The 24547-nt window shown below is 64.6% G+C and carries 20 protein-coding genes and 1 riboswitch; of the genes, 7 read left to right on the forward strand and 13 right to left on the reverse strand.

Annotated features, from left to right (window positions below):
- Positions 1-1718 (forward strand): caspase family protein (locus tag RFM40_RS22120; RefSeq protein ID WP_320278232.1); only part of this gene is annotated, 1718 nt, incomplete at its 5' end.
- A gap of 92 nt (positions 1719-1810) precedes the next feature.
- Here RFM40_RS22120 and RFM40_RS22125 read toward each other — a convergent pair.
- The 4 genes from RFM40_RS22125 to thiB all read right to left on the reverse strand — a co-directional run bounded on the left by RFM40_RS22125 (position 1811) and on the right by thiB (position 7000).
- Positions 1811-3280 (reverse strand): M48 family metalloprotease, encoded by a 1470-nt coding sequence (locus RFM40_RS22125; RefSeq protein ID WP_320278233.1) that lies wholly within the window; start codon positions 3278-3280, stop codon positions 1811-1813.
- A gap of 153 nt (positions 3281-3433) precedes the next feature.
- On the reverse strand, positions 3434-4222 hold the full coding sequence (thiQ, locus tag RFM40_RS22130) for a thiamine ABC transporter ATP-binding protein (RefSeq protein WP_320227648.1): 789 nt from the start codon (positions 4220-4222) through the stop codon (positions 3434-3436).
- Positions 4219-5799 carry a thiamine/thiamine pyrophosphate ABC transporter permease gene (gene thiP / locus RFM40_RS22135; protein ID WP_320227659.1) on the reverse strand — a complete coding sequence of 527 codons (1581 nt, stop codon included), beginning with the start codon at positions 5797-5799 and terminating at the stop codon, positions 4219-4221. The genes thiQ and thiP overlap by 4 nt, the downstream gene beginning before the upstream one ends.
- Positions 5800-5989: 190 nt before the next feature.
- Positions 5990-7000 (reverse strand): thiamine ABC transporter substrate binding subunit, encoded by a 1011-nt coding sequence (thiB, locus tag RFM40_RS22140; protein WP_320227647.1) that lies wholly within the window; start codon positions 6998-7000, stop codon positions 5990-5992.
- Between the two features lie 43 nt (positions 7001-7043).
- Positions 7044-7158, reverse strand: a riboswitch (TPP riboswitch).
- A 145-nt stretch (positions 7159-7303) separates the two neighbouring features.
- Between thiB and RFM40_RS22145 the strand changes: the two genes are divergently transcribed.
- The 3 genes from RFM40_RS22145 to RFM40_RS22155 are packed head-to-tail and all read left to right on the forward strand — an operon-like array spanning position 7304 to position 10070.
- Positions 7304-7948, forward strand: a complete 645-nt coding sequence (locus RFM40_RS22145) for a thiamine diphosphokinase (RefSeq protein WP_320278234.1) — start codon at positions 7304-7306, stop codon at positions 7946-7948.
- A gap of 1 nt (position 7949) precedes the next feature.
- Entirely contained in the window at positions 7950-9770 is a 1821-nt protein-coding gene (locus RFM40_RS22150; protein ID WP_320278235.1) for an ABC-F family ATP-binding cassette domain-containing protein, read from the forward strand.
- Between the two features lie 57 nt (positions 9771-9827).
- Positions 9828-10070 carry a type II toxin-antitoxin system CcdA family antitoxin gene (locus RFM40_RS22155; protein ID WP_320227644.1) on the forward strand — a complete coding sequence of 81 codons (243 nt, stop codon included), beginning with the start codon at positions 9828-9830 and terminating at the stop codon, positions 10068-10070.
- Between the two features lie 29 nt (positions 10071-10099).
- Here RFM40_RS22155 and RFM40_RS22160 read toward each other — a convergent pair whose 3' ends face one another.
- Entirely contained in the window at positions 10100-11869 is a 1770-nt protein-coding gene (locus RFM40_RS22160; RefSeq protein WP_320227643.1) for a hypothetical protein, read from the reverse strand.
- A gap of 67 nt (positions 11870-11936) precedes the next feature.
- On the reverse strand, positions 11937-13235 hold the full coding sequence (locus tag RFM40_RS22165; RefSeq protein WP_320278236.1) for an adenylosuccinate synthase: 1299 nt from the start codon (positions 13233-13235) through the stop codon (positions 11937-11939).
- 216 nt (positions 13236-13451) lie between these two features.
- Here RFM40_RS22165 and RFM40_RS22170 point away from each other — a divergent pair, with 216 nt between their 5' ends.
- A complete protein-coding gene (locus RFM40_RS22170; RefSeq protein WP_320278237.1) occupies positions 13452-14390 on the forward strand; it encodes a DMT family transporter in 939 nt (312 codons plus the stop codon).
- A gap of 79 nt (positions 14391-14469) precedes the next feature.
- On the opposite strand, the gene serA is transcribed toward RFM40_RS22170, so the two are convergent.
- The 5 genes from serA to glmM all read right to left on the reverse strand — a co-directional run bounded on the left by serA (position 14470) and on the right by glmM (position 20944).
- Positions 14470-16071: a phosphoglycerate dehydrogenase gene (serA, locus tag RFM40_RS22175; protein ID WP_320272486.1), complete on the reverse strand. Its 1602-nt coding sequence runs from the start codon at positions 16069-16071 to the stop codon at positions 14470-14472.
- A 70-nt stretch (positions 16072-16141) separates the two neighbouring features.
- Complete coding sequence (locus tag RFM40_RS22180) at positions 16142-17317, reverse strand: phosphoserine transaminase (RefSeq protein ID WP_320278238.1); 1176 nt, start codon at positions 17315-17317, stop codon at positions 16142-16144.
- Between the two features lie 194 nt (positions 17318-17511).
- Positions 17512-18282, reverse strand: coding sequence for an outer membrane protein (locus RFM40_RS22185; RefSeq protein WP_320227638.1), 771 nt, complete (start codon positions 18280-18282; stop codon positions 17512-17514).
- A 198-nt stretch (positions 18283-18480) separates the two neighbouring features.
- On the reverse strand, positions 18481-19323 hold the full coding sequence (locus tag RFM40_RS22190; RefSeq protein ID WP_320227637.1) for an outer membrane protein: 843 nt from the start codon (positions 19321-19323) through the stop codon (positions 18481-18483).
- A 268-nt stretch (positions 19324-19591) separates the two neighbouring features.
- The gene (gene glmM / locus RFM40_RS22195; RefSeq protein ID WP_126097456.1) at positions 19592-20944 is read right to left on the reverse strand and encodes a phosphoglucosamine mutase; all 1353 of its coding nucleotides are present in this window, start codon (positions 20942-20944) and stop codon (positions 19592-19594) included.
- A gap of 369 nt (positions 20945-21313) precedes the next feature.
- Between glmM and RFM40_RS22200 the strand changes: the two genes are divergently transcribed.
- Complete coding sequence (locus RFM40_RS22200) at positions 21314-22171, forward strand: hypothetical protein (RefSeq protein WP_320278239.1); 858 nt, start codon at positions 21314-21316, stop codon at positions 22169-22171.
- A gap of 70 nt (positions 22172-22241) precedes the next feature.
- Here the strand turns inward: RFM40_RS22200 and RFM40_RS22205 are convergent, their stop codons facing one another.
- The gene (locus tag RFM40_RS22205) at positions 22242-23123 is read right to left on the reverse strand and encodes an NAD(P)-dependent oxidoreductase (protein WP_320227636.1); all 882 of its coding nucleotides are present in this window, start codon (positions 23121-23123) and stop codon (positions 22242-22244) included.
- A gap of 40 nt (positions 23124-23163) precedes the next feature.
- Positions 23164-23928, reverse strand: a complete 765-nt coding sequence (locus RFM40_RS22210; RefSeq protein WP_320227635.1) for an SDR family oxidoreductase — start codon at positions 23926-23928, stop codon at positions 23164-23166.
- 185 nt (positions 23929-24113) lie between these two features.
- Here RFM40_RS22210 and RFM40_RS22215 point away from each other — a divergent pair, with 185 nt between their 5' ends.
- Positions 24114-24482 carry a winged helix-turn-helix transcriptional regulator gene (locus tag RFM40_RS22215; protein WP_320227634.1) on the forward strand — a complete coding sequence of 123 codons (369 nt, stop codon included), beginning with the start codon at positions 24114-24116 and terminating at the stop codon, positions 24480-24482.
- Positions 24483-24547: the final 65 nt, after the last annotated feature.

A 24547-nucleotide genomic window follows, 5' to 3' on the forward strand; every position in this document is an offset into this window, starting at 1 on the left:
GCTCGAAGTCGAAGATCCAGGTGATCATCCTCGACGCCTGCCGCAACAATCCGTTTCCGCGCAAGGACTATTGGCTGCGCGACCAGTTGATCGTCGCTGGCGATACCGGCCTGGCGCAGGTGAAAAGCTCGCTGAACACGCTCATTGCCTTTGCCACAGAGCCGGGAGCGGTCGCCTATGACGGCACTGGTGCCCTCAGCCCGTTTTCGTCCGCCTTCTCCCGCCGCGCGCTGGCGCCGAACCAGGAGATACGCACGGTCATGGCCGCCATTCGCCGGGACGTCGTGAAAGCGACCAATGGTAAGCAGGTTCCATGGGAGAATTCCTCGCTGGTCGACGAGGTGGTGCTGATGCGCCACGATGAGCCCGAGGGTCGGCAGGTCATGGTCGAGCAGACGCAGCCGGCGTCGGAGCGCGGCATCCACATCACCGGCGCCGCCGAGGCGATCGAAAATCGCGACGTCAGGATTCCGGTCGGTGTCGGCCCGGTGCCGCTAAAGCTGGATTTTCCGACCAAGGACCCCGCGGTCAGCCTGAAGCTCGCGAGCTACCCGGCGACCGGCACGCTGTCGCTGCCGGATCGGACCTTGTCTCCGGATTCGAGCCTCATGGCCGACGAAGTCGACCATTTGCGCTACGAGCCCCAGATCGGCGCGGCGGCTCCCGTCGAGGTCGGCTTCCAGATCCGCGCCGACAAGGCGTCCAAGCGAGCGACGATGAAGCTGTCGCCAAGCGTCGACCCCTGCGATCAGGCGGCGGGCGCGCCGCTCGATCTGCAGGGCGTCGCCCCCGGCCGGCAGCCGAATGAGATTGGCGGTGGGGCGGTTGAAGCCTGCGAGGCAGCGGTGAAGACCTATCCCGATGTCAACCGTTTCCGCTACGAGCTCGGGCGGGCGCTGCTGGCGGCCGGCAAGGTCGACGAGGCCAGGAAGGCCATTCAGGATGCGGCTGACAAAGGGCATGTGCGGGCCATGTTCGAGCTCGGCTACATCGCCGCGTCTGGAACAGGGACGGCCGTGGATCCCGCGAAAGCCAACGGCCTCTATTCGCAAGCGTCCGACAAGGGAGACCCCTACGCCATGGCCGCCTGGGGACGAGCCCTGTTCAACGGTCTCGGCGTCCAGCCCGATACCGGCAAGGGATTGGACCTGATGCTCAAGGCAGCGGCTATGGGTCATATCAACGCCATGAACGATCTCGCGCTGATCTTCCAGGAAGGCCGCAACGGCGTGCCCGCCGATTCGGCCCGCGCCCTGGCTTTTCTCAAAGCCGGCATCAAGCGGCAAGGCGCGTATTCGATGAGCATTCTCGGCCTCCCCGCGCGCAGCGACTTAACGGTCGCGGTGTGCAAGCCCAAGATCGTGCGAAAAATAGTCACGAAGATAAAGGTGGTCCGCATACCCACGCCAAAGGCCGTCGAGACACCGGTCAAGCCAAGACAGAAGGATACTGGTCCAGCGTCCTGGCGCGGCAATGGCGGTGATCATCCCGAGCCCCGCGGCCGCGGCGGCGGCGGATCTGACAGTGGCAGCACTGATGGCGGCACTGAGGGCGGCACGACCGGCGGCACTGACGGAAGCACGACCGGCGGCACTGACGGAAGCACCACCGGCGGCGCTGACGGAGCCACCGCCGGCGGCACTGACGGAAGCACCACCGGCAGCACGGACAGTGGCACCAGCGGCGGCTTTGACACCGTCAGCAGCGACGGGCTCTGACGGACAGCGGCAGCGACGGCATGCCCGGACCGACCGAATAGACAGCGTCGAGCTAAATCCTGGCGGAGCCGCATGAACGCGGACGCCGGCCCCTACTTGTCGGTGACGATCTTTACCTTGTCGCCGGCCGACACGGTCGCGCCGGGCGACATGGCGTTCAGCACGCGGAACAGGTCGAGCTTGCGGTCGACCCCGACCATCTGGGCCGCGAGCGTGCCCATGTTCTGGCCCGGCTGCACGGTGACCACCCTGATATGCAGCGGCTTCAGCGCCGCCTTCTCGGCCGCGCTCAATGTACGGAACGAACCGCTGACCGAACGCGCAACCGGCTCCAGCGCTGTGCTGGCCGAAGGTGCCGCGGTCAGCAGCCGGTAGACCTGCCCGCCGGCCCGGATGACCGCGATATCGAACTGCCAGCCTTGCGCGGTGGCATGGGCCATCGCGGCTTCGTTGCCGTTGACCGTTTCCTGGCGCACGCTTGAGTCTTCCAGTCCGGCGACCCAGCCGCTGCGGATGTAATCGGCCAGCGCCACCGACTTGTCGATCGCCACGCCGTCGAAGCGGATGGCGATGTCGCCAGGTCCGGTCGCTGTCACAGCCGCCGCCGAATTGTCGATGACGAAGCCGTCCGGCACCGAGAACGACACGCCGAGGCCGGGATGCATGAAGGTCTGGCCGCGCACATAGCCCTCTTCCGGCGTATCGCCGTAGAGCAGGCCGTCTATGCCGGCGAGGAAGGCGTCGCGATCGCGCCTGCCGACGCCCGGTGGCCCGAAGTTGCGGGCCAGCCGCTGCGCCAAGTCGATGCGCTGCGGCGTGTTGGGGTGCGTGGCCAGGAAGTCGAGGCTGGCGTCGGTGGCGCCGCTGACCGAGCGGAAATCGGTATAGGCCGACATCGACTGCAGGAAGCGGCCGGCGGCATACGGATCGTACCCTGCCTCGCCGATCGACTTGATGCCGATGGCGTCGGCCTGCAGTTCCTGGTTGCGGGAGAACTGCGCGAGCTTCAGCTTGCCGCGGATGAGCGCTGCCTTGGCCGTCGGATTGTCGCCGAGCACATCGGAGACCACCTTGGTCGCCAGACCTTCCTCGGCCTCGAGCTGCTGCCGCTGCAATCCGTGATTGGCGGTGACGTGGCCCATCTCATGCGCGATGACGGCGGCGAGCTCGGAGGAATCATTGGCCAGCGCGAGCAGCCCGCGCGTGACATAGAGATAACCGCCCGGCAGCGCGAAGGCGTTGACGTTGGGTGAATTGAGGATGGTGATGCGATAGGTCTGCGTCGGATTGGCCGACACCACCGTCAGGTTGCCGACGACCTTGGCCACCATGCGCTCGAGCTTCGGATCGGAATATTCGCCGCCATAGGTCGCCAGGATGCGCGGGTGCTGCGCCTTCGCCATGTCGGCGAGCTTGGCATTGGCAACGACATTGTCGACCGTGATCGGCCTGTCGGAGGGCTGGAAGCCAGATTCCTGGACATCCGGCGGCGTGAACATTTGGCAGCTCGCCAGCGCCACGGCAAAGCCGGCCCACGCGAAAAATCGCGTCAGCGGCTTCATCCACACTTTCTCCGCGCCGGTCGGCAGATCGGCTTCCTTTCGAACTCTTTCGGCAAATCGCAGCCCACCCGGACCAGCATGGCCGGACCTAGCCACACTCCCCCGGACAAGGCAAGCAAACGCCGGATCACCCGTTGCCGGTTTGGCCGTAAATTATGTCCGCTTCCGGGCAATATGTTGTGATCCGGCCACGCTGCCGCCTCGATCGCCGATATAGCGCCGGAAGGCGTCCGGTCCAGAGCGGTCGAAGAAATCGGCGGCCGGTCCCGTTGCCGCGACCCTGCCCTCGTCCACAAACACGATCCCCTGGCCGATGCGGCGCGCATCCTCCGGCTGGTGGGTGACGAAGAGTACCGTCATGTGCCGTTCGGCGTGGATGTCGGCGACCAGATCCAGCATGTCGTCGCGCAGCGCCGGACCGAGCGAGGCGAAAGGCTCGTCGAGCAGAAGCACAGGCCGGTCGCGCAAGAGCACCCTCGCCAGCGCGACGCGCTGCCGTTCGCCGCCGGAAAGCTCGCGCGGCAGCCGTTTCTCTTTGCCGTCAAGGCCGACGCGCGCCAGCGCTTCCGCGACCGCGTGGCGGTCGGCGGAGGTGAGCTTGAGCGATGGTGAGCGGCCGAGCCCGACATTACCCTCCACAGAGAGATGGGCGAACAGATTGTTTTCCTGGAACACCATCGACATCGGGCGCGCCGAAGGCGGCGCATTGTCGACATCGATCCCGCCGATCAGCACTTTGCCAGCGCTTGGCTTTTCGAAGCCGGCGACCAGATTGAGCAGCGTCGATTTTCCGGAGCCGCTCGGTCCCATGATGGCGGTGATCCTGCCGGCCGCGAATTCGGCATCGAAGCGGAACGATGCCTCGCCATAGCTGAACCAAACGTCCTCCAGCCTGACGGCCAGCCCGGTCCCCGCCACAATGCCGTTGTTGGTCGTCATCATGCCTTTGCTTCCCGCCCCAGCCAATCGGCAGCGACCACCAGCATCAGGCAGACGAGGCCGAGCAGCAAGGCCAGCCCCGCGGCGTCGGCGGTCCGGTAGCTGCCCATGCGCGCGAGCAGAAGATAGGGCAATGTCTGCACCGCATCGCTGCCGAACAGCGCGATCACGCCGAGATCGCCGAGCGACAGCGCCATGGCGAAGGCAAAGCCGGTGGCCAAAGGCCGCCTGAGCGACGGCCAGTCGACCAGGCGCAGCCGGTTCCAGCCGGAGATGCCGAGCGCTACGCAGAGCCGCTCATGGCGCTCGCTTGCCGCATCGTAGGCCGGACGAACGGCGCGGATGGCGAAAGGCATCGCCATCACCGCATTGACGGCGACGACCATGACGGGCGCGATGGCGAAGACATCCGTGATGCCGCGCAGCGCCAGGAACCAGCCGGCGCCGACCACGATCGGCGGCACGACGAGCACGAAACCGGCGCCGGTGTCGGTGGCATGCTCGAGCAGCGACATGGCGCTGCCCGCGCGACGGCGCAAGGCCAGCGCGCGCCGGGCCGCGATGAGCGAGAGCGACAAAATCACCGAAAGCAGCGCCGAGACGAAAGAGAGACCGGCGCTGGTGAGCGTCGCCAGGCGCACGGCGTCCTCGCCGGCCAGCCGGCCGAGATCCGCATCCAGCCCGGCGAGTACGGTTGCCGCCATCGGTCCGGCGACGAACAGCAGGGCAAGCGCGATCAAGCCGGCGTTCAGAACGGCCTCGACCTTGCCGGTTGCAAGATAGCGGCGCGGCGCCACCGGCAGATTGGCGTCGCCGACGGTGTTGGCGCCGAGCCGCATCAGCACGGCGACGACAACGACGGTCAGGCCGATCTGCAGCAGCGTCAGCACCACCGCCCGGGCCGGATCGAAATCGAAGCGCAGCGCCTGGTAGATGGCGACCTCCAGCGTCGTCGCCGACGGCCCGCCGCCGAGCGTCAGCACGATGGTGAAGGAAGTGATGCAGAGCATGAACACCAGGCCGGCGATGCCCGGCAATGCCGCGCGCAGCGCCGGCCATTCGATCAGCCGCAACGCCGGCCAGGCGCCCATGCCGAGCTGGCTCGCCAGCCGCCACTGGTCGGTGGGCACGGTAGCCAACGACTCCAGGAACAGGCGCGTGGCCAAAGGCAGATTGAAGAACACATGCGCGACCAGGATGCCGGACAGGCCGTAGATGCCGGGCCATTCCCCGCCGCCGAATTTACCGAGGATGCCGGCGAAATAACCGGCGCGGCCATAGAGTGCCAGCACGCCGAGCGCCGCGACGATCGCCGGCAGCGCCAGCGGGACGGTGAAGAGCTGCAGGATCAGCCGACGCCCGGGAAAGGTCGGATGCCTGGACAGGGCGCGCGCGACCAGCAGCGCCGGCGCGACCGACAACAGCGTCGACAGCAGCGCCTGCCACAGCGTGAAGCGGGCGACGCGCAAGAGATAGCCGTCGAAGGCAGCGAGAGCGCCGGACGGGTCGTGCGCGCCTTCGAGGATAAGCCCGGCGAAAGCGCCGCCGATAAGCAAGGCGATAGCGGCGAGGGCAACGATGCCGGCGGTGACGCGGGTGTCAAGCGCCGGCCTTCCACCCTCCCCCTTGTGGGGAGGGTCGGTGAGCGGATGCCGCGAAGCGGCATCAGCGAACCGGGGTGGGGGTAAGGAAATGCGCAACGCCGCTACCCCCACCCCGCTCCGCTTCGCGGATCGACCCTCCCCACAAGGGGGAGGGTGAAGGGCGCCGTCATTTGCTCATCGCCGCCAGCCACTCATCCACCCAGGCCTTGCGGTTGGCCGCGACCTCTTCGGGGCTGAACAGCAGGGTCTTGGTCGGCTTCACCAGTCTGTCGAAGGCCGGGTTGAGCGGCTTGTCGGTCTTGCCGGCCGGGAACATCCAGTTGGTCTCGGGGATGACGTCCTGGAATTTCGGCCCGGTCATGAAGGCGATGAATCTTTCCGCCAGCGGGTTCTTCGCGCCAGTCGTGGTGATGCCGGCAACCTCGATCTGCAGGTACTCGCCCTCCTCGAACGAAGCCGCCTGGTAGCGTTCGGTGTTCTCCGCCACCATGTGGTAGGCCGGTGAGGTGGTGTAGGACAGCACCATCGGCGCCTCGCCCTTGGTGAACAGGCCGTAGGCCTCGCTCCAGCCGGGCGTCACGGTCAGAACCTTGGACTTGAGCTTGGCCCAGGCTTCCGGCGCCTTGTCGCCGTAGACGGACCTTACCCAGAGCAACAGGCCAAGGCCCGGCGTCGAGGTGCGCGGATCCTGGATGACGATCTTGTCGGCGGCGCTGCCCTCGACCAGTTCCTTCAAGCTCTTCGGCGGGCTCTTCAGCTTCTCGGTGTCGTAGACGACGGCGAAATAGCCGTAGTCGAAGGGCACGAAGCTGTCGTCTTTCCAGCCGCCGGGGACGTTTATGTCAGCGACCGCGCCATGCGGCGCGAACAAGCCGCTCGCCTTGGCGTCCGCGGTCAGGTTGGTGTCGAGCCCGAGCACGACGTCGGCCTTGGTGCCGGCGCCTTCCAGCTTGACGCGGTTGAGCAAGGCAACGCCGTCGGCGACCGAGACGAATTCGAGATCGCAGCCGCATTCGGCTTCGAACTCTTTCTTCACCGCGGGCCCCGGACCCCAATCGGCGGTGAAGCTTTCATAGGTGTAGACGGTGAGCTTGTCCTTCGCCTCGACAGGCCCGACGCCCGCCAAAAGCGAAACCAGGCCCGTTGCGAGAATAAGCTGGGACAACAATGAGCGCATCGGCGCCTCCTTCGTTCGCGTGACAAGGAATTGAGGCGCCGGATGGTCCGAAACGTCTAATCCCTCCGCCGGTACAAACCGGATCAGGTTCAGCGGGTTGGCATTGTCGCCTCTCAGCCGGTTCGCAAAGTCAGCGTCCGGCACCCCGTTAGAGCGTTTCGAGACATAGGCCCGGCCGAAGTGCCGCGCAAGCGGAAGTTTGCCGGGCATCCAAGGCATCACGGCTTACCCGACAACGCAGCGCCCTTCGTTTGGATGCGCCAGGCTTCCGTTTCGCGGGCGGGGCTGGTAAGGGCGACGGCCATGGGCACATTCACCATCCTGCTTGGCGGCGAGCTCGTCCGCACGCCTCGGCTCGATCGCCAGATCGAAGGCTCGCGCATCATCGCCGCCGATGCCGGCATCGGCCATGCGCACATGCTCGGCCTCGTGCCCGAACTCTGGGTCGGCGATTTCGACTCGGTGCCGGCGAACCTGCCGGACGATCTCGCCGCCGTCCCGCGTAAAATCTTTCCGGCCGAAAAGGACATGACCGATGGCGAGCTCGCCATTGCCGAGGCGCTTGCGCGCGGCGCCACCAGCCTGGTGCTGGCCGGCGCCTTCGGCGGCAAGCGCGCCGACCATGCCTTCCTGCATCAGGCTCTCAGCGTGCGACTGGCCGAGGCGGGCACGACGGTGCTGCTGACCAGCGGCGCGCAGGAAGGCGTGCCCGTCCTGCCGGGCAAAGCCCGCTTCGACTACGCCGATGGCACGCTGTTCTCGGTGCTCGGCTTCTCCGATCTCGCCGGCCTGACGGTCACGGGCGCCAAATGGCCGCTCGACCGTGTCGAGGTGGCCTTCGGCTCCTCGCTCACTATATCAAACGAGGTCAAAGGGCAGCTTGGCATCGCGCTGGAGCGCGGCCGGGCGCTGCTGCTCGCCCACCCCTATCCTCTTCCCGAAAGCTGACATGGCGCCGCCACTCCTCAATCTCGACGGCATTAAACTGACCTTCGGCGGCACGCCGCTGCTCGACGGCGCGGCGCTGAGCGCCTCCGCCGGCGAGAAGATCGCGCTGGTCGGCCGCAACGGCTCCGGCAAGTCGACGCTACTCAAGATCGCCGCCGGCATGATCGAGCCGCAGGACGGCGAGGTGTTCCGCCAGCCCTCGGCCACGGTTCGCTACCTGCCGCAGATGCCCGACATGGACGGCTTCGCCAGCGTGCGCGCTTATGTGGAAGCCGGGCTCGGGCCGGCCGACGACCCGCATCGCGCCACCTATTTGATGGACCATCTCGGCCTCACCGGCGAGGAACAGCCGAACGACCTTTCCGGCGGCGAGGCAAGACGCGCCGCGCTTGCCCGGGTGATGGCGCCGGAACCCGACATCCTGCTGCTCGACGAGCCGACCAACCACCTCGACCTGTCGGTCATCGAATGGTTGGAAGAGGAGCTTGCCCGCACCTCATCCGCCGTGATCCTGATCTCGCACGACCGCCGATTTCTCGAGCGCGTCTCGCGCGCCACAGTCTGGCTCGACCGCGGCCAGACGCGGCGGCTGGACAAGGGATTTGCGCATTTCGAGGAATGGCGCGACCAGGTTCTGGAAGAGGAAGAGCGCGAGCAGCACAAGCTCGGCCGCCAGATCGTGCGCGAGGAGCATTGGCTGCGCTATGGCGTGACGGCCAGGCGCAAGCGCAACATGCGCCGCCTCGGCGAGCTGCAGGCCATGCGCCAGCGCTTTCGCAGCCATCGCGGCGCCGAGGGCACGGCCACCATGGTGGCGAGCGACGCTGCCGAATCCGGCAAGCTGGTGATCGAGGCCAAGAACATCGAGAAGAGTTTTGGCGACCTTACCGTGGTCAAAGGCTTTTCGACCCGCATCCAGCGTGGCGATCGCGTCGGCCTGGTCGGGCCGAACGGCGCCGGCAAGACGACGCTGTTGAAGATGCTGACCGGCGAGCTGGCCCCGGATGCAGGCTCGGTGCGGCTCGGCGTCAATCTGGAGATCGCCACGCTCGACCAGAAGCGCGAGGCCGTCGACCCGCAGGAGACGCTGGCGCATTATCTGACCGACGGACGCGGCGAGAACCTTCTGGTCAACGGCGAGCAGCGCCACGTCGTCTCCTATATGAAGGATTTCCTGTTCAAGCCCGAGCAGGCGCGCACGCCGGTGCGCGAGCTTTCGGGCGGTGAACGCGCGCGTCTTCTGCTGGCCCGCGTGCTGGCGCGGCCGGCGAACCTGCTGGTGCTCGACGAGCCGACCAACGATCTCGACATGGAGACGCTGGAGCTGCTCCAGGAGCTGGTCGCCGGCTTTGCCGGAACGGTGATCCTGGTCAGCCACGACCGCGACTTCCTCGACCGCACCGTCACCAGCGTGATCGCGCCCAACGGCGGTGGCCGCTGGATCGAATATATCGGCGGCTATTCCGACATGCTGGCGCAGCGCGGCGGCTCCAGGCTGGAGGACCGCAAGGCAAGGCCCAAGGTCGAAACCGCCGACGCAAGCGCCGCGCCGAAGGCCGAACAGGCCGCCCCGAAAGGCCCGGCGAAGAAGCTTTCGTTCAAGCAAAAATTCGCGCTGGAGTCCCTGCCGAAGAAAATCGAGGCAGTGACGGCTTCGATCTCACGGCTGGAGAACAATATCGCCGACCCGTCCTTCTACGAGCGCGACCCGGTCTCGTTCCAGAAGACCATCGCCGCGCTTGACAAGGAGCGCACCACACTGGCTGCGCTGGAGGAAGAGTGGCTGGAGCTGGAGATGCTGCGCGAGGAGATGGAGGGGTGACTGGCTTGCCCGCGAGCGTCCAGGCGTTTTACGATACGCATGATCGGAGGCTCCAACATGCTTCGACTCAGTTCCAAATCTCAGCGGAAATCCGTCAGAATCTCGATCGGTGCCCGGCTGATTGAAGACGCGAAGGCTCTGGGCATCAACATCTCCAGAGCTTCTGAATCGGGCATTGCGACAGCGGTCGCGGCTGAAAAGACGCGCCGATGGCAAGAAGAGAATAGAGAAGCCATCGATAGCTGGAATGACTACGTCAGGCGCAACGGACTACCCTTAGCCAAATACCGGCTGTTTTGATGCGGTAGAATCCGAGGGGCGTCCCTTCCTCAGCCCGACGTCTTCGTCGCCCAGGCCTTCAGCGCCTCATCAAAAACCTTCTCGCCGGGGATGCCCTTTTCCATGGTGAGCAGGGCGCGCCGTCCGGTCTTGTAGACCACCGGCACGTCGATCCAGGCCTGTCCCCTGAGCAGTGTCAGGTTGGCGTCCTCGTCGGCCTTGGTGTCGTTGAGCGCGACGAGGAAGAAGCCGTCGGCGATCTTGGCCGGGATGCCGATCAGCGGACTGCCGGCGTCCTGTTCGGAACTCTTCATGGCGATGCGCAGGATGTTGTCGACGCCGCCGCCGTCAAACCCTTCCGGCGTCAGGAAGATCATCTCGATGATGTGGCTGGCCGGCAAGGTCTGGTCGGTGTTGCGCCGGATCGTCATGCGCAGCTGGATGTCCTTGCCGGGAATGGTTGCCTCGGCGCGGATTGCCGGCTCCGGCGGCAGGTCGCCGCCCGGCGATTCCTGCACCAGCGACCAGACGATGCTGCCGGGCTCGGCGGTGCCCTGCTGCGTGCTGGTGCGCTCCTCATAGAAGATCGCCTTCTGGCCGACCGGCACGGTCGCTTGCGCCGTCGCGGGTGCCGGCGTTGCGCCAGCGGGGGGTGGCGTTGCGCCAGCGGCAGGCGGTGTGGTCCCCGCTGCAGGGGTCCCGGCTGCCGGCGCGGGCGGATTGGCGGCAGCACCGGAAGGCGGCGTTCCCGCGGCAGGCGGGGTCGCGGCCGGCGTTTGCGCAGCCGGTGGCGTGCCGGCAGGGGCCGGCGGAGTAGTCGTCGCCGGCGCGGCCGGCGGCGGTGTGGTCAGCGCGGCGACGGATTCGCCCTCGCCGATGGTGCTCTGCCCGCCGGCCGGACCGGGATCGGTCTCCTTGCCCTCAGGCGTCAGACGCTGGGTGAATTTCGCTGTTTCGGCTGGCTCATTGGCAGTCGTCGCGTTGTTGCCCGCGGCGGGCGGCGCGGCCGCCGTCTCGGTGGCCGGTTTTGCCGGAGCAGGCTTGACCAGAGGCTCGGTCGAGACCGTCTTGCTGCCACCGCCTTTCAAGCCGAGCATCGAGCTGAACGCATCCTTGTTCAGCCAGATGCCGTAACCGCCCCCGCCCAGCACCAGCAACGCGACAACGGTCGCGATCAACCCGCCATAGCTGCGCTTGCGTGGCGGCGGCCGCAGCCGCTGGAAAGTGTCTGCGGCCGGCTGCTCGTCATTGGCGAAGACATTGCCGCCGTCCTCCGGCTCGGCGGCGTTCATGCCGGGCATGCCGACATCGTCCTCGCGCGGCGAGGGCATCGGCGGTGGCGCCGAAGGCACTTTGTGCCAGCCGCCGGACTCCGTCTCCGTTGCCCCTTGCCAGCTCGGTTCCGTCTTTGATGCGCTTTGCCAGCTCGGTTCCGTCTTCACCGGCACCGGCGCCGGCTTGAACGGCTCAGGCTTGGCAGGTTCGGGCTTCGCTATCGGCGGCTGCCGGACATGGCTCGGCTGGTTCTTGTTGCGGTCGATCGACGAGAAGATGTGCTCCAGCTCCGCCAGCGGATCTTCCGCCAGCACGGGCTTGGGCGCCGGAGCGGGCTTGGTGTACTCCCGCTCGACGCTGGAAATCGCGTCTTCCAGCGAGCGTTTCTGTTTGCTGACGACATCGGGAGCCAACGGCGGAGAATACTCCGCGAGCTTCTTCACCAGTGCCGCACGAACGTTCTCGTAGATCCGCTTGCGAAGCTCGGACGAGGGCTCGACGTGCTTCTCAAGCTGCTTTTTCAGAACACTAACGAAATCTGCCATGCGTCAGTTGACCTGCATTCTTTCCCCGGCGCACAAATCAGCCGTTACGCCGGGAAGGGCTGTGAAACTAGTCTTGAAACGGATCGGTCACAAGTATCGTGTCGTCCCGCTCCGGGCTGGTGGAAAGCAGCGCCACCGGGGCGCCGATCAGCTCCTCGATGTAGCGGACATATTTGACCGCTTGCGCCGGCAGATCGTTCCAGCTCCTGGCGCCGGCCGTCGTCCCCTTCCAGCCTTCGAGCGTCTCATAGACCGGCTCGACGCGCGCCTGGGCGCCCTGGCTGGCCGGCAGATAGTCGATCATCTCGCCATCGAGGCGGTAGCCGGTGCAGACCTTGATCTCGTCCAGCCCGTCGAGCACGTCGAGCTTTGTGAGCGCGATGCCCTTGATGCCGTTGACGGCGACGGCCTGGCGCACCAGCACCGCGTCGAACCAGCCGCAGCGGCGCTTGCGGCCGGTGACGACGCCGAATTCGTGGCCGCGCGTGCCGAGGAACTCGCCGACCTCGTTCTCCTGTTCGGTCGGGAACGGGCCTTCGCCGACGCGCGTCGTATAGGCCTTGGTGATGCCGAGCACATAGCCGATGGCGCCGGGGCCGGTGCCGGAGCCGGCGGCCGCCTGTCCCGCCACCGTGTTGGACGAGGTGACGAAGGGGTAGGTGCCGTGATCGATGTCGAGCAGCGTGCCTTGCGCGCCCTCGAACAGGATGCGCTCGCCGGCGCGCCTTTTGTCGTCGAGCACCTTCCAGACGCGGTCCATGTAAGGCAGGATCTCGCCGGCCACCGAGGTCAGCTCCTGCATGATCGCCTCATGCGTCGCCTCGGCATGGCCGAGCCCGCGGCGCAGCGCATTGTGGTGCGTGAGCAGCCTGTCGATCTTCAGGGGAAGCGTTTCCAAATCCGCCAAATCCATTACCCGCACCGCGCGCCGGCCCACCTTGTCCTCGTAGGCGGGGCCAATGCCGCGGCGGGTCGTGCCAATCTTGGTTCCGGAATTCGAGGCGGCGTCTTCGCGGTATCCGTCCAGCTCCCGGTGCAGCGACAGGATAAGCGCGGTGTTTTCGGCTATTTTCAGGCTTTCAGGCGTCACGTCCACGCCCTGTTCCTTGAGCTTCTTGACTTCCGCGACGAAGGCATGCGGATCGAAGACGACGCCGTTGCCGATGATCGACAGCTTGCCCTGCCTGACCACGCCGGACGGCAGCAGCGACAGCTTGTAGACCTTACCGTCGACGACCAGCGTATGACCGGCATTGTGGCCGCCCTGGAAGCGTACGACCACGTCGGCGCGTTCCGACAGCCAGTCGACGATCTTGCCCTTGCCTTCGTCGCCCCACTGCGAGCCGACGACCACCACATTGGCCATGTTCTTTTCCCTTGAGATGCCGCCTTGGCGGCTTGAAACGACAGGCCTCTATAGCCTCATGTGCAGGCCGATGCGACCCTTTCTTTGCCGTCGAAACCGCCCTGTCTGCAACAGCCCAGGCACAACAAATTCCGGCTTTCGCATCATTTACTTGGCCTCGCCGACGCAATAGGCCGGCTTCGATCTTCGAACGCAGCTTCCGAGCCGGATTAAGCGATGCATCGAGCCGCCTATCTGTTCCTTCTCTCCACCATGCTGCTATGGGGCGGCAATTCCGTGGCCGGCAAGCTTGCCGTCGGCCATGTGTCGCCGATGACGCTGGTTTTCCTGCGCTGGGTGTTGGCGGTGCTGATCATGCTGCCCGTCGGCTGGCGGGCATTTCGCGAGGACTGGCCCGAGCTGCGCCGCCATTGGCCGCTCCTTGCCGGCCTGGGCGCCTGTGGCTTCACGATCTTCAACGTCATCTTCTACACGGCATTGAACTACACGACGGCCATCAATGTCTCGATCGAGCAGGCCGCCATACCGATCGTCATCATTCTTGCCAATTTCGTGCTGTTCCGGCTGCACGTGCAGCGGCTGCAGATCGTCGGCGTCGCGCTGACCATCGTCGGTGTCGCCCTCACCGCGAGCCACGGCGATCTCGGCCAGTTGCTGAAGCTCGATCTCAACTTCGGCGACGCGATCATGCTGGTCGCGGTTCTCTGCTACAGCCTCTATTCGGTGGGGCTGCGCCTGAAGCCGGCCATCCGCTGGCAAAGCCTCATGCTGGCTCTGTCGTTCGCCGCGCTTTTGACCTCGTTGCCTTTCTTTGCCTGGGAAGTGGCGGCGGGTCGCGTCATCGTCCCGGACGCGCGCGGATGGGCGGTCGCGTTCTACACCGCGCTCGGCGCCTCCGTCGTCTCGCAGATCTTCTACATCAGGGCCAATGAACTGATCGGCGCCAACCGCGCCGGGCTGTTCATCAATCTGGTGCCGATCTTCGGCACGCTGCTTTCGGTGCTGATCGTCGGCGAGCAGTTTCAACTCTACCAGGGCCTAGCGCTTGCGCTCGTGCTCGGAGGCATCGCGCTCGCCGAATACAGCGGCAGAAGGGCTCCCTTGCAGGTGTCGCGCTCGCCTTTGCTGAATTTATCAGGCAGTCGCCAGAAATAGCGACCTCGTCGGATAGGGATCTGATGTTATCAAAACGCCCCGCTTGCTGCAGCAGCCGGGGCGTTGCCATTTCAGACCTTCAGACGCCGCCGACATCGAAGTGCAGCGGCTTGGCCGAGTCGATCGACTGGTGCGCCCGCAATTGATCCAGCACCTTCTCCGGGAATGGCGCGTCGAGATAGAGCAGCGCGATCGCATCGCCGCCCGGCCGGTTGCGGCCGAGCTGGAAGTTGGCGATGTTGACGCCGTTCTCGCCGCAGACGGTGCCGAGCAGGCCGATGATGCCAGGCGCATCGGCATTGGTCGTATAGAGCATATGCTGGCCGACCTCGGCGTCGAGGTTGATGCCCTTGATCTGGATGAAGCGCGGCTTGTGGTCCGAGAAGCAGGTGCCGGCGATCGAGCGCGTCCTGTGCTCGGTCTTGACGGTAAGCTTGATGTAGCCGTCGAAGACGCCCGATTTGTCACGCTTGACCTCGGCGACGATGATGCCGCGCTCCTTCACCATGATCGGCGCCGACACCATGTTGACGTCGGAGACCTGCGGCCGGATCAGCCCGGCAAGGGTTGCACTGATCAACGCGCGTGTGTTCATCGTCGCGGTCGAGCCGTCGAACAGGATCTCGACTTCCTTGATCGGATCCTCGGTGACCTGGCCGACAAAGGCGCCGAGCACCTCGGCCAGCTTGACGAAGGGTTTCAGCCGCGGCGCTTCCTCGGCGGTGATCGAAGGCATGTTGATGGCGTTCGAGACGGCGCCCTTGATCAGGTAGTCCGACATCTGCTCGGCGACCTGCAGGGCGACATTCTCCTGCGCCTCGGTGGTCGAGGCGCCGAGATGCGGGGTTGCCACGACATTCTCCATGCCGAACAGCGCGTTGTTCTCCGCCGGCTCGACCTCGAACACGTCGATGCCGGCGCCGGCCACCTTGCCGCTCTTGAGCGCCGCGACCAGGTCGGCCTCGACGACCAGCCCGCCGCGCGCGCAATTGATGATGCGCACGCCGTCCTTCATCTTGGCGATCGCAGCCGCGTCGATGATGTTGCGCGTCTTGTCGGTCAGTGGCGTGTGCAAGGTGATGAAATCGGCACGGGCAAAGAGCTCGTCGAGTTCCACTTTCTCGACACCGAGCTCCTCCGCCCGGCTGTCCGACAGGAACGGATCGAAGGCGACCACATGCATCTTCAGGCCGACGCCGCGCGTCGCGACGATCGAGCCGATATTGCCGCAGCCGACGACGCCCAGCGTCTTGCCGGTAATCTCGATGCCCATGAAGCGGTTCTTCTCCCATTTGCCGGCATGCGTCGAGGCGTTGGCCTCCGGGATCTGGCGGGCCAGCGCGAAGATCATCGCGACCGCGTGCTCTGCCGTGGTGATCGAATTGCCGAAGGGCGTGTTCATCACGATGATGCCCCTGCGGCTTGCCGCGGGGATGTCGACATTGTCGACGCCGATGCCGGCGCGGCCGACGACCTTCAGCCTGGTGGCGGCGTTGATCAGCTTCTCGGTGACCTTGGTCGCCGAGCGGATGGCGAGGCCGTCATACTGGCCGATGACTTCGGCGAGCTTTTCCTTGTCCTTGCCGAGATCGGGCAGGTAGTCGACCTCGATGCCGCGATCCTTGAAGATCTGCACGGCGGTGGTTGAAAGTTTATCCGAAACGAGAACGCGGGGCGCCATGGCGGCCTCCTTCAAAAATGGAAATGATCCGTTAGGGGATCGGCGGCCCGAAGGCCGCCGTGAAATGATCTCAGGCCGCTGCTTTCAGCGACGCCTTCTGCGCGGCGAAGGCCCAGTCGAGCCAGGGCAGCAGCGCTTCGAGATTGGAAGTCTCGACGGTGGCGCCGCACCAGATGCGCAGGCCGGGCGGCGCATCGCGATAGGAGCCGATGTCGTAGGCGACACCCTCCTTGTCGAGTGCCGAGACGATGCCCTTGGCGAACGCCGCCTGACCATCGGCGTCGAGCGCCGCGACATCGGGATCGGTGAAGGACAGGCAGACCGAGGTGTTCGAGCGTGTCGCCGGATCGGCGGCCAGATGGCCGAGCCATGGTGAATTGTCCACGAACCGGTCCAGCACCGCGGCGTTGGCGTCGGCGCGGGCGATCAGCGCCTCCAGGCCGCCGATAGATTTCGCCCACTCAAGCGCATCGAGATAGTCCTCGACGCACAGCATCGACGGCGTGTTGATGGTCTCGCCCTTGAAGATGCCCTCGATCAGCTTGCCGCCCGAGGTCAGGCGGAAGATCTTTGGCAGCGGCCAGGCCGGCTTGTAGGTTTCCAGCCGCTCGACGGCGCGCGGGCTGAGGATCAGCATGCCATGCGCGCCTTCGCCGCCCAGCACCTTCTGCCAAGAGAAGGTCACGACGTCGAGTTTTTCGAAATCGAGCCTTTGCGCGAACGCCGCCGAGGTGGCGTCGCAGATGGTCAGGCCGCGACGCGCGGCCGGAATGAAATCGCCGTTCGGCACGCGCACGCCGGAGGTCGTGCCGTTCCAGGTAAAGACCACGTCGCGGTCGAAATCGATCTTGGTGAGATCCGGCAGTTCGCCGTAACCGGCCTCGAACTTGCGTATGTCGGCGAGCTTGAGCTGCTTGACGACATCGGTCACCCAGCCGGCGCCAAAGCTTTCCCAGGCGACCATGTCGACGCCGCGCTCGCCGAGCAGCGACCACAGCGCCATCTCGACCGCGCCGGTATCGGATGCCGGCACGATGCCGATACGGTAGTCGGCGGGAACCTTGAGGATCTCGCGCGTCAGCTCGATCGCCTGCCCGAGCTTCACCTTGCCGATCTTGGCGCGATGGGAACGTCCGAGCGCGGCGGCTTTCAGCGCCTCGACCGACCAGCCGGGGCGTTTTGCGCAGGGACCTGAGGAGAAATTGGGATTTGCCGGACGGAGTCCGGGCTTGGTAAGCGTCGTCATCGTGGTCTATCCTTCCAGATAGTGGCCCCTCGTTGGGGAGGGGTGGCCCACGGACGGCGATATGCTTTCAGCCTTCCGGCGTCAAGAGCAAAGTTTTTGTCGCTGGCGGGATACTGGCTTCAATCTGCACTTCGGCTCAAACGAGAACGACGGATCTCCCGGGATCCGCCGTCGGCATCTCCTGCTTGTGCTGCTCACCAGAGATCGTAGCGCAAGCCGAGCTTGACCTGGTGGTTGCTGATGCCTTTGTGGACCGGGAACGAATTCAGGCTCGCGGCGGTGACGTATTCCGCATCGGGGGCGGAAAAATACTGGTAGCCCAGGTCGATCAGCACATTCTTCGAGACCTGGTAGCCAACACCCGCGTTCAACGTATAGGCGAGCGAATATTTCGCCTTGGAGCTACGCTCGACAAAATCGTCGGTGTCGTCGCCGTTGTCGGTAAAATAGTTCGCCGAGAGCTCGTATTTGCTGCGGACGATGCCGACGCCCGCGCCAACGTAAGGCGTGAAGCCGACATATGTGCCGAGATCGACATAGCCGTTGAGCATGCCCGAGATCGCATAGTTCTTGAGGCTTCCGGATGCCACCGTTGCCGTCGCCGGCGGTGTGACCGTCGCGGTGTCATCATAGCTGAAGCTGAACTTGTTGCCGGGCAGATAGCCGAGGTTGAGATCGGCGCGGAGATAATCGTTGAAATGATATCCGAAACCGATGCTTGCGAAATACGCGTCCTCACTCTCGCTTTGACTGGCAGGCGTGAAGCTGAAGTCCTGGTCCCTGAAGCTCTTTTCCACCAGATAGGAGACATCGCCGCGCAGGTACCAGCCCGAGCCTACCTCGACCGGCTGATAGTCAGGGGCCTGGTCGACATAGATCGGCGGATCGTAGTCGGCCGCGAGCGCTGGCGTCAGCGGCAAAAGGGTTGCGGCAAGCGCTGACGCAATACGCGATTTGAGTGTCATGGTCCCCGGCTCCCGAAATTGGCGCCAGCCGCGAGCGCAGGCGCCGTTTCAAGGAGCCATTGTTAACCATAGTGGTTAAGTGCCGGTTAAGGATAACAGGCGGTTACCGAATTGATTTCGATGCGATTTTACCGGCCGCGCAAAAACGAAAACCGCCCGGGCTGGCGCCGGGCGGTCGAACTGTCGAATGCGGAAGGTCTACTTGGTATAGATCGGCTCCGGCTCGGGCACATAGGGTTCCGGCGGCGGGGCGCAATCGGACCTGCCGAACTGATAGCGCAGACCGCCGCGCACTTCATGCACGTTAATGCCGCGGTCATACCCCGGGCCGACATTGCTATCTGAAGCATATTCGAACATCTTGCCGCCATTGATGTGGCTGTAACGGTAGCCGACATCGAGCTTGACGCGATCGGTCAGGCAGTAGGAGGCACCGGCCATAAGCGCATAGGCAAAGCGCCAGCCCTTGCCGCCCTGATGGAAGAAGTCGCCGTCGTCATCGCTGTTGTGCAGCGTGTCCCACTTGACCCAGGCGCCGCCGATGCCGGCGCCGACGTAAGGCGTGACACCATGCCAGGTGCCGATGTCGACATAGGCGTTGGCCAGAAGCAGCAGCGCCGAATAGGACGAGGTATCGGTCGATACGCAGGGTACGCCGCCGCCGCAGAAGCCGACCGTTGAACCCCGGAAGTTGGACTTGCCCATCCAGTCTGCGGTAAGGTCGGTGCGGAAATACTGATTGACCTGATAACCGATACCGGCACCGGCGGAGAAGGCGCCCTTCAGCTTGCCGCTGTCGAAGCTGCCCTGGGTCTGAGGCGCCGCGCCGTAGGTGATGTAGTCGCCACCGCCGAAACGCGACCAGTGATAGTCGATGTCGCCGCGGATATACCAGCCGCCGACATCGATCGGCTGCTGTTCGACGATCGGCGGCGGAGCCTCCTCGACCGGCGGCGGTTCCGCGAAGTCGGCGGCGAGGGCCGGCCCGGCCACCCCCGCGAACAGCGCGGCAAACAATGCCATTCTTGCTGTATTGAACATGCTGTCACCCCTAAGAAGCCTCGGGACGACACCGCCCGAAGTTGAACCTCGGCGTGGATAATGAATTGCAAAGGTTAAAAGCCGTTTAACCGTACCGATTAACCACGAATCTATACAATTTTAGAGGGTAGGCCGTTGCCCCGCCGCGACGGCGCATGAAAAAGCCCGCCAGGGGGCGGGCTTCCGAACGCAGTGGGCGGTTGCCTGTTTTACGCAATTCCGGACGGAAAACCGTTACACTTTTCCTGGAATTGCGCTTGCGGCTCCGTCAGGCGGCGCTGCGGGTTTCCGAGATGATCCCGACAATGTCGTTGACCACGGTCTCGACCAGTTGCGGATCGTCGCCTTCGGCCATGACGCGGATCAGCGGCTCGGTACCGGAAGGCCGGATGACGAGGCGGCCGGCCTTGCCCAACCGGTTGCGAGCATCCTCGATCGCCGCCTTGACCGGCGCTTCCTCCAGCGGCTTGCCGCCGGAGATGCGGACATTCTTCAAAAGCTGCGGCACCGGTTCGAACTTCTTCGACAGTTCGCTGACCGGCCGGTTCTGCCGCTTGATACAGGCCAGCACTTGCAGCGCCGAAACCAGGCCGTCGCCGGTGGTCGAGAAATCGGAGAGCACGATATGGCCGGACTGCTCGCCGCCGACATTGAGGCCGTGCGCGCGCATGTGCTCGACGACATAGCGGTCGCCGACCTTGGTGCGGTGCAGTTGCAGCTTCATGTCACCGAGGAAACGCTCGAGGCCGAGATTGGACATCACCGTGGAGACGACGCCGCCGCCGGCAAGCCGTCCGTTCTGGTGCCAGGATTCGGCGATCAGCGCCATGATCTGGTCGCCGTCGACGATGGCGCCGTTCTCGTCGACGATGACCACTCGGTCGGCGTCGCCGTCGAGCGCGATGCCGATATCGGCGCGCACCTCATGCACCTTCTTCTGCAGCCCGGCCGGATGGGTCGAGCCGCACTCCTTGTTGATGTTGAAGCCGTTGGGCTCGACATTGATGGCGACCACTTCGGCGCCGAGCTCCCATAGCGCCTCGGGCGCCACCTTGTAGGACGCGCCGTTCGCGCAATCGACGACGATCCGCAAGCCCGAAAGCGACATCGAGCGCGGCAGCGTGCGCTTGGCGAATTCGATGTAGCGGTCATGCACGCCATCGACGCGCTTGGCGCGGCCCAGCCCGTCTGAATCGGCAAGCGCAAGCTCGATGTCCTTGTCGAGCATGCCTTCGATCCGCTCCTCGATCTCGTCGGAGAGCTTGTAGCCATCGGGGCCGAACAGCTTGATGCCGTTGTCGTAGTAGGGGTTGTGCGAGGCCGAGATCATCACGCCGATGTCGGCGCGCAGCGAGCGCACCAGCATGGCGACCGCCGGTGTCGGTATCGGTCCGAGCAGGAACACATCCATGCCGGCGGCGCACAGGCCCGACACCATCGCGTTCTCGATCATGTAGCCGGAAAGCCGCGTGTCCTTGCCGAGCACGACGCGGTGCCGATGATTGCCGCGCTGGAACGAAAGCCCGGCGGCCATTCCGACCCGCATGGCGACCTCGGCCGTCATCGGAAACTTGTTGGCGCGTCCGCGGATGCCGTCGGTGCCGAAATACTGCCCTGCCATGCTTGCCAATGTCCCCGTCGGTTTTTCAGCCGCCCGTATTGCCACAATTGGGCCGCATCCGATCATCACATTTCATGATTATATATTACCATTCCTTAGAAAATCATTGTCGCGGGCGGTTCAAGTGATTCGACAGCCTACCACGACCCCTCACTGTAGCGGCAATATACCAGCTAGGGCGAGCTTTTCTGCCCAAAACCGCCTGGCAAAACCTTGTTTGCGCGACCGACGCCAAGCAATTCATCACCTTATCGGGAGGAACACACTTTGTGAGGGCATCCGCGCCGGAAGCATCTGGCGCAGTCTGAAGTTGAGAGCTATTGATTTGGTATAGGGACACCACCTGGCGGCAGCAAGGGAGAAAACGCCATGCTTATTCATAGACTTGCAACGTTGACGGGCATCGCCGTCGCAACATTGTTTCTGGCGGCGCCGGCCAACGCGCTGACCATGGCCGAGTGCAGCACCAAGTATAACGCGGCCAAGGACGCCGGAACGCTCGCCGGCCAGACCTGGAACCAATTCCGCAAGGCGCAATGCGGCAGCGACGCCTCCGCCGCGACCGACACCAAGGCGGCGACCGATACCAAGGCGGCTGACACCAAGCCGGCCAAGAAGGCCAAGGACACCACCGCCGCGGCCGACGACAGCTCGGCCAAGGGCCTGACCGCCAAGGAATGCAGCACCAAGTATCAGGCCGCCAAGGCCGCCGGCACGCTGAACGGCATGAAGTGGAACGACTTCCGCAAGACCGAATGCGCCGCCGGCGCCACCGCCGCTGCGACCGACACCAAGCCCGCCAAGGCGACCAAGACCGAGTCCTCGACGGCGGCTGCAGCCGACGGCGGTAAGGGCCTCAGCATGGCCGAATGCAGCACCAAGTATCAGGCCGCCAAGACCGCCAACAAGCTCAACGGCATGAAGTGGAACGACTTCCGCAAGGCCGAGTGCGGCGCCGGCGCCGCCGACGACGACACCGTGCCGGCTCCGACGGAAGCGACTTTCACCAAGGAACCGGCGAAGCCGACTGCGGCCGCCCCGAAGGGCGTGACTTTCCCGACCGCTATCTCGCCGAAGTTTGCCACCGAGACCCCGGCCAAGGGCCGCATGCACACCTGCCTCGAGCAGTACTACGCCAACAAGGACGCCAACACGCTGAACGGCCTGAAGTGGATCCAGAAGGGCGGCGGCTTCTACAGCCTCTGCAACGCCAAGCTGAAGAGCTGATCCGTAGTAGCATCCGAAGATCGAAAGGCTCGCGAACTCCGGGGTTCGCGGGCCTTTTGTTTGAACTTGGTCAATCCCGCGTGGCTTGCTTCGAAAGCTGCAAGAGCCCGACCAGACTTGAAAGATCGGCATTGGCCTTGCCGGCGGCCACACCGCGCCTCATCAGGTCTTGCATCGGCAAAACGAGTTCCGTGCTTATGCCCGCGGCCGTGCTGGCGTCGATCAGATTGACATAGGCATCGGCCTGCATGCCGAGGTTGGACACGACTGCGCTGGTATGGTCGTCACTGTCGATCCGCTCCGCCCATTTCGGCAACGCACCTTGCATCGCGTTAAGCCATGACATCAGCAACGGCATGAATTCGCCGGCACGGATTCCGACGGCTCCCGTCAACGACAATGCCTGCAGCACGCCTGCGAAGAGCCCGTACATGCCGGCCAGCAGCGAGATATCGTAGAGCGGCGCGAGGCCTGCGTCCTCGCCAAGATACATGCTGGTGCCAAGCGCATCGAGTTGCCCGGCATGAGTGTCGAACGCTTGCCTGGAGCCGCTGTAGAGGATCAAGGCGTGCTGCCCGCCGATCATCGGCGGCACCGCCATGATGCCTCCGTCGATGTAGTTGGCGCCGTGCCCGACCGCCCAGTCGGACATCGCTCGCGCCTGCTCGGGCGTGCCGTTGGTGAGGTTGACCAATGTGCGGCCGGAAAGCGCCTCCTGCGCCGCGGCGAGCGCCTCGTGAACCGTATCGTAGACGAGAAGGCACACCATGATCAGTTGGCTCGACCTGACAGCGTCCTCGAGGCTCGCGGCCACGACGGCGCCCTTGGCCGCCAGGACCTGCGCCTTTGCTGGCGATCGATTCCACACCGTCACCGAATGTCCCTTGTTCAGAAAGGCTTCGGCAAGCGCCGTGCCCATGGCGCCAAGGCCGATTACTGCAACATCGCTCATCTATATCTCCTACATCTCCAGTTTCAGATTTGGTTCCGGCTCACGCCGGCAAGGGGCTCAGATCCTGCCCAAGGCCGCCATCGACGGTCAGCCGGGCGCCTGTGGTGAAGGTGGCATCGAAAGCGAGGAACAGCACCGCGCGCGCTACCTCTTCGATCGTGCCATGGCGCTTCATCGGCGTGACCGCGTCGCCGATCGCCATGAAGGCCGCCCGCTCCTCGGAGGAGGCGTCGGCCACACCCATGGTCGGCGTATCGATGAAGCCGGGACTGACGACATTCACGCGGATTCGGCGCGGCAGAAGTTCGGCGGCCAGCACTTTGGCGAAAGCACGAAGTGCCGCCTTCGATCCGGAATAGACGCTCATGCCGCCTGTACCGGATTCATCGGCGATCGACGAGGTGAAGACGATCGCGCCACCATCCGTGATGAGGGGCAGCAGGCGCTGCGCGGTGAAAAAAGCGCCTTTGGCATTGATGTTGAAGATGCGGTCGTAACTGTCTTCGGTGACCCGTTCCACCGGCTCGAGATTGGCGGCCCCGGCATTGATGTGAAGGAAGTCGATCTGGCCGAGCTTCTGTCCCACTTCGGCCCCGAGTGTGACGATTTCGGCCATGTCGCTGATATCGCACCGCACGACATGAGCTCGCGAAAACAGCCTGGCTCGCGCGGCTTCGATGTTGCGCTGGTTACGGCCGGAGACCAGGACCTCGGCGCCGCCTTCGATCAGGGCTTCTGCAACGGCGAGCCCCATGCCGTGCGTCCCGCCGATGACCACGGCCTTCTTGCTTGCGTATCGTGTCATGATCCATTCCTTCTTGACAAAATCCGGCCGCCGACGGCCTTTGCAGGTCGAAGCGAGGTACCGATGTGATGTGGTGGTGTTCGCCGTTGCCGGCGATCTGGCTTGAAGCTATGGACCGGCTTGGTTTTTCTCAAGTACCGACAAAAATGTAAGCTACCCACCGATTGCTCAGAATTGGATGAAACATGGGAAAGAAACAGCCAGATAGCTGCGGATTGGGGCCAGCGCTGGAGGTCATCAGTGGCAAATGGAAGGCGTTACTGCTCTGGCAGATTCACAAGGCGCCGGCCCGATTCGGTGAACTGAAGCGTCTGGTGCCTGACATCAGCGAAAAGATGCTGATCCAGCAACTCCGCGAAATGGAGGCTGACGGTATCGTTCACCGCGAGATATTCCCCGAAGTGCCGCCCCGGGTCGAATACTCGATCACCGAATTCGGTGTCGAGCTGGACAACGCCCTGATCCCGCTCGCCAGATGGGGCAAGCAGCATGCCAGGCGGACTGACAGGCAGAGCCCGCGCCAGGCGCGCGAGCCCGCGTCGCACAGCCTGTAATCAGCCGGCAAACAGCAAAACGCCGCGGTCAAGCCGCGGCGTTTTCAATCAATCTCTCGCGAGAA

The sequence above is a fragment of the Mesorhizobium captivum genome (assembly GCF_033977165.1).
GTDB classification, from domain to species: Bacteria; Pseudomonadota; Alphaproteobacteria; order Rhizobiales; family Rhizobiaceae; genus Mesorhizobium; species Mesorhizobium captivum.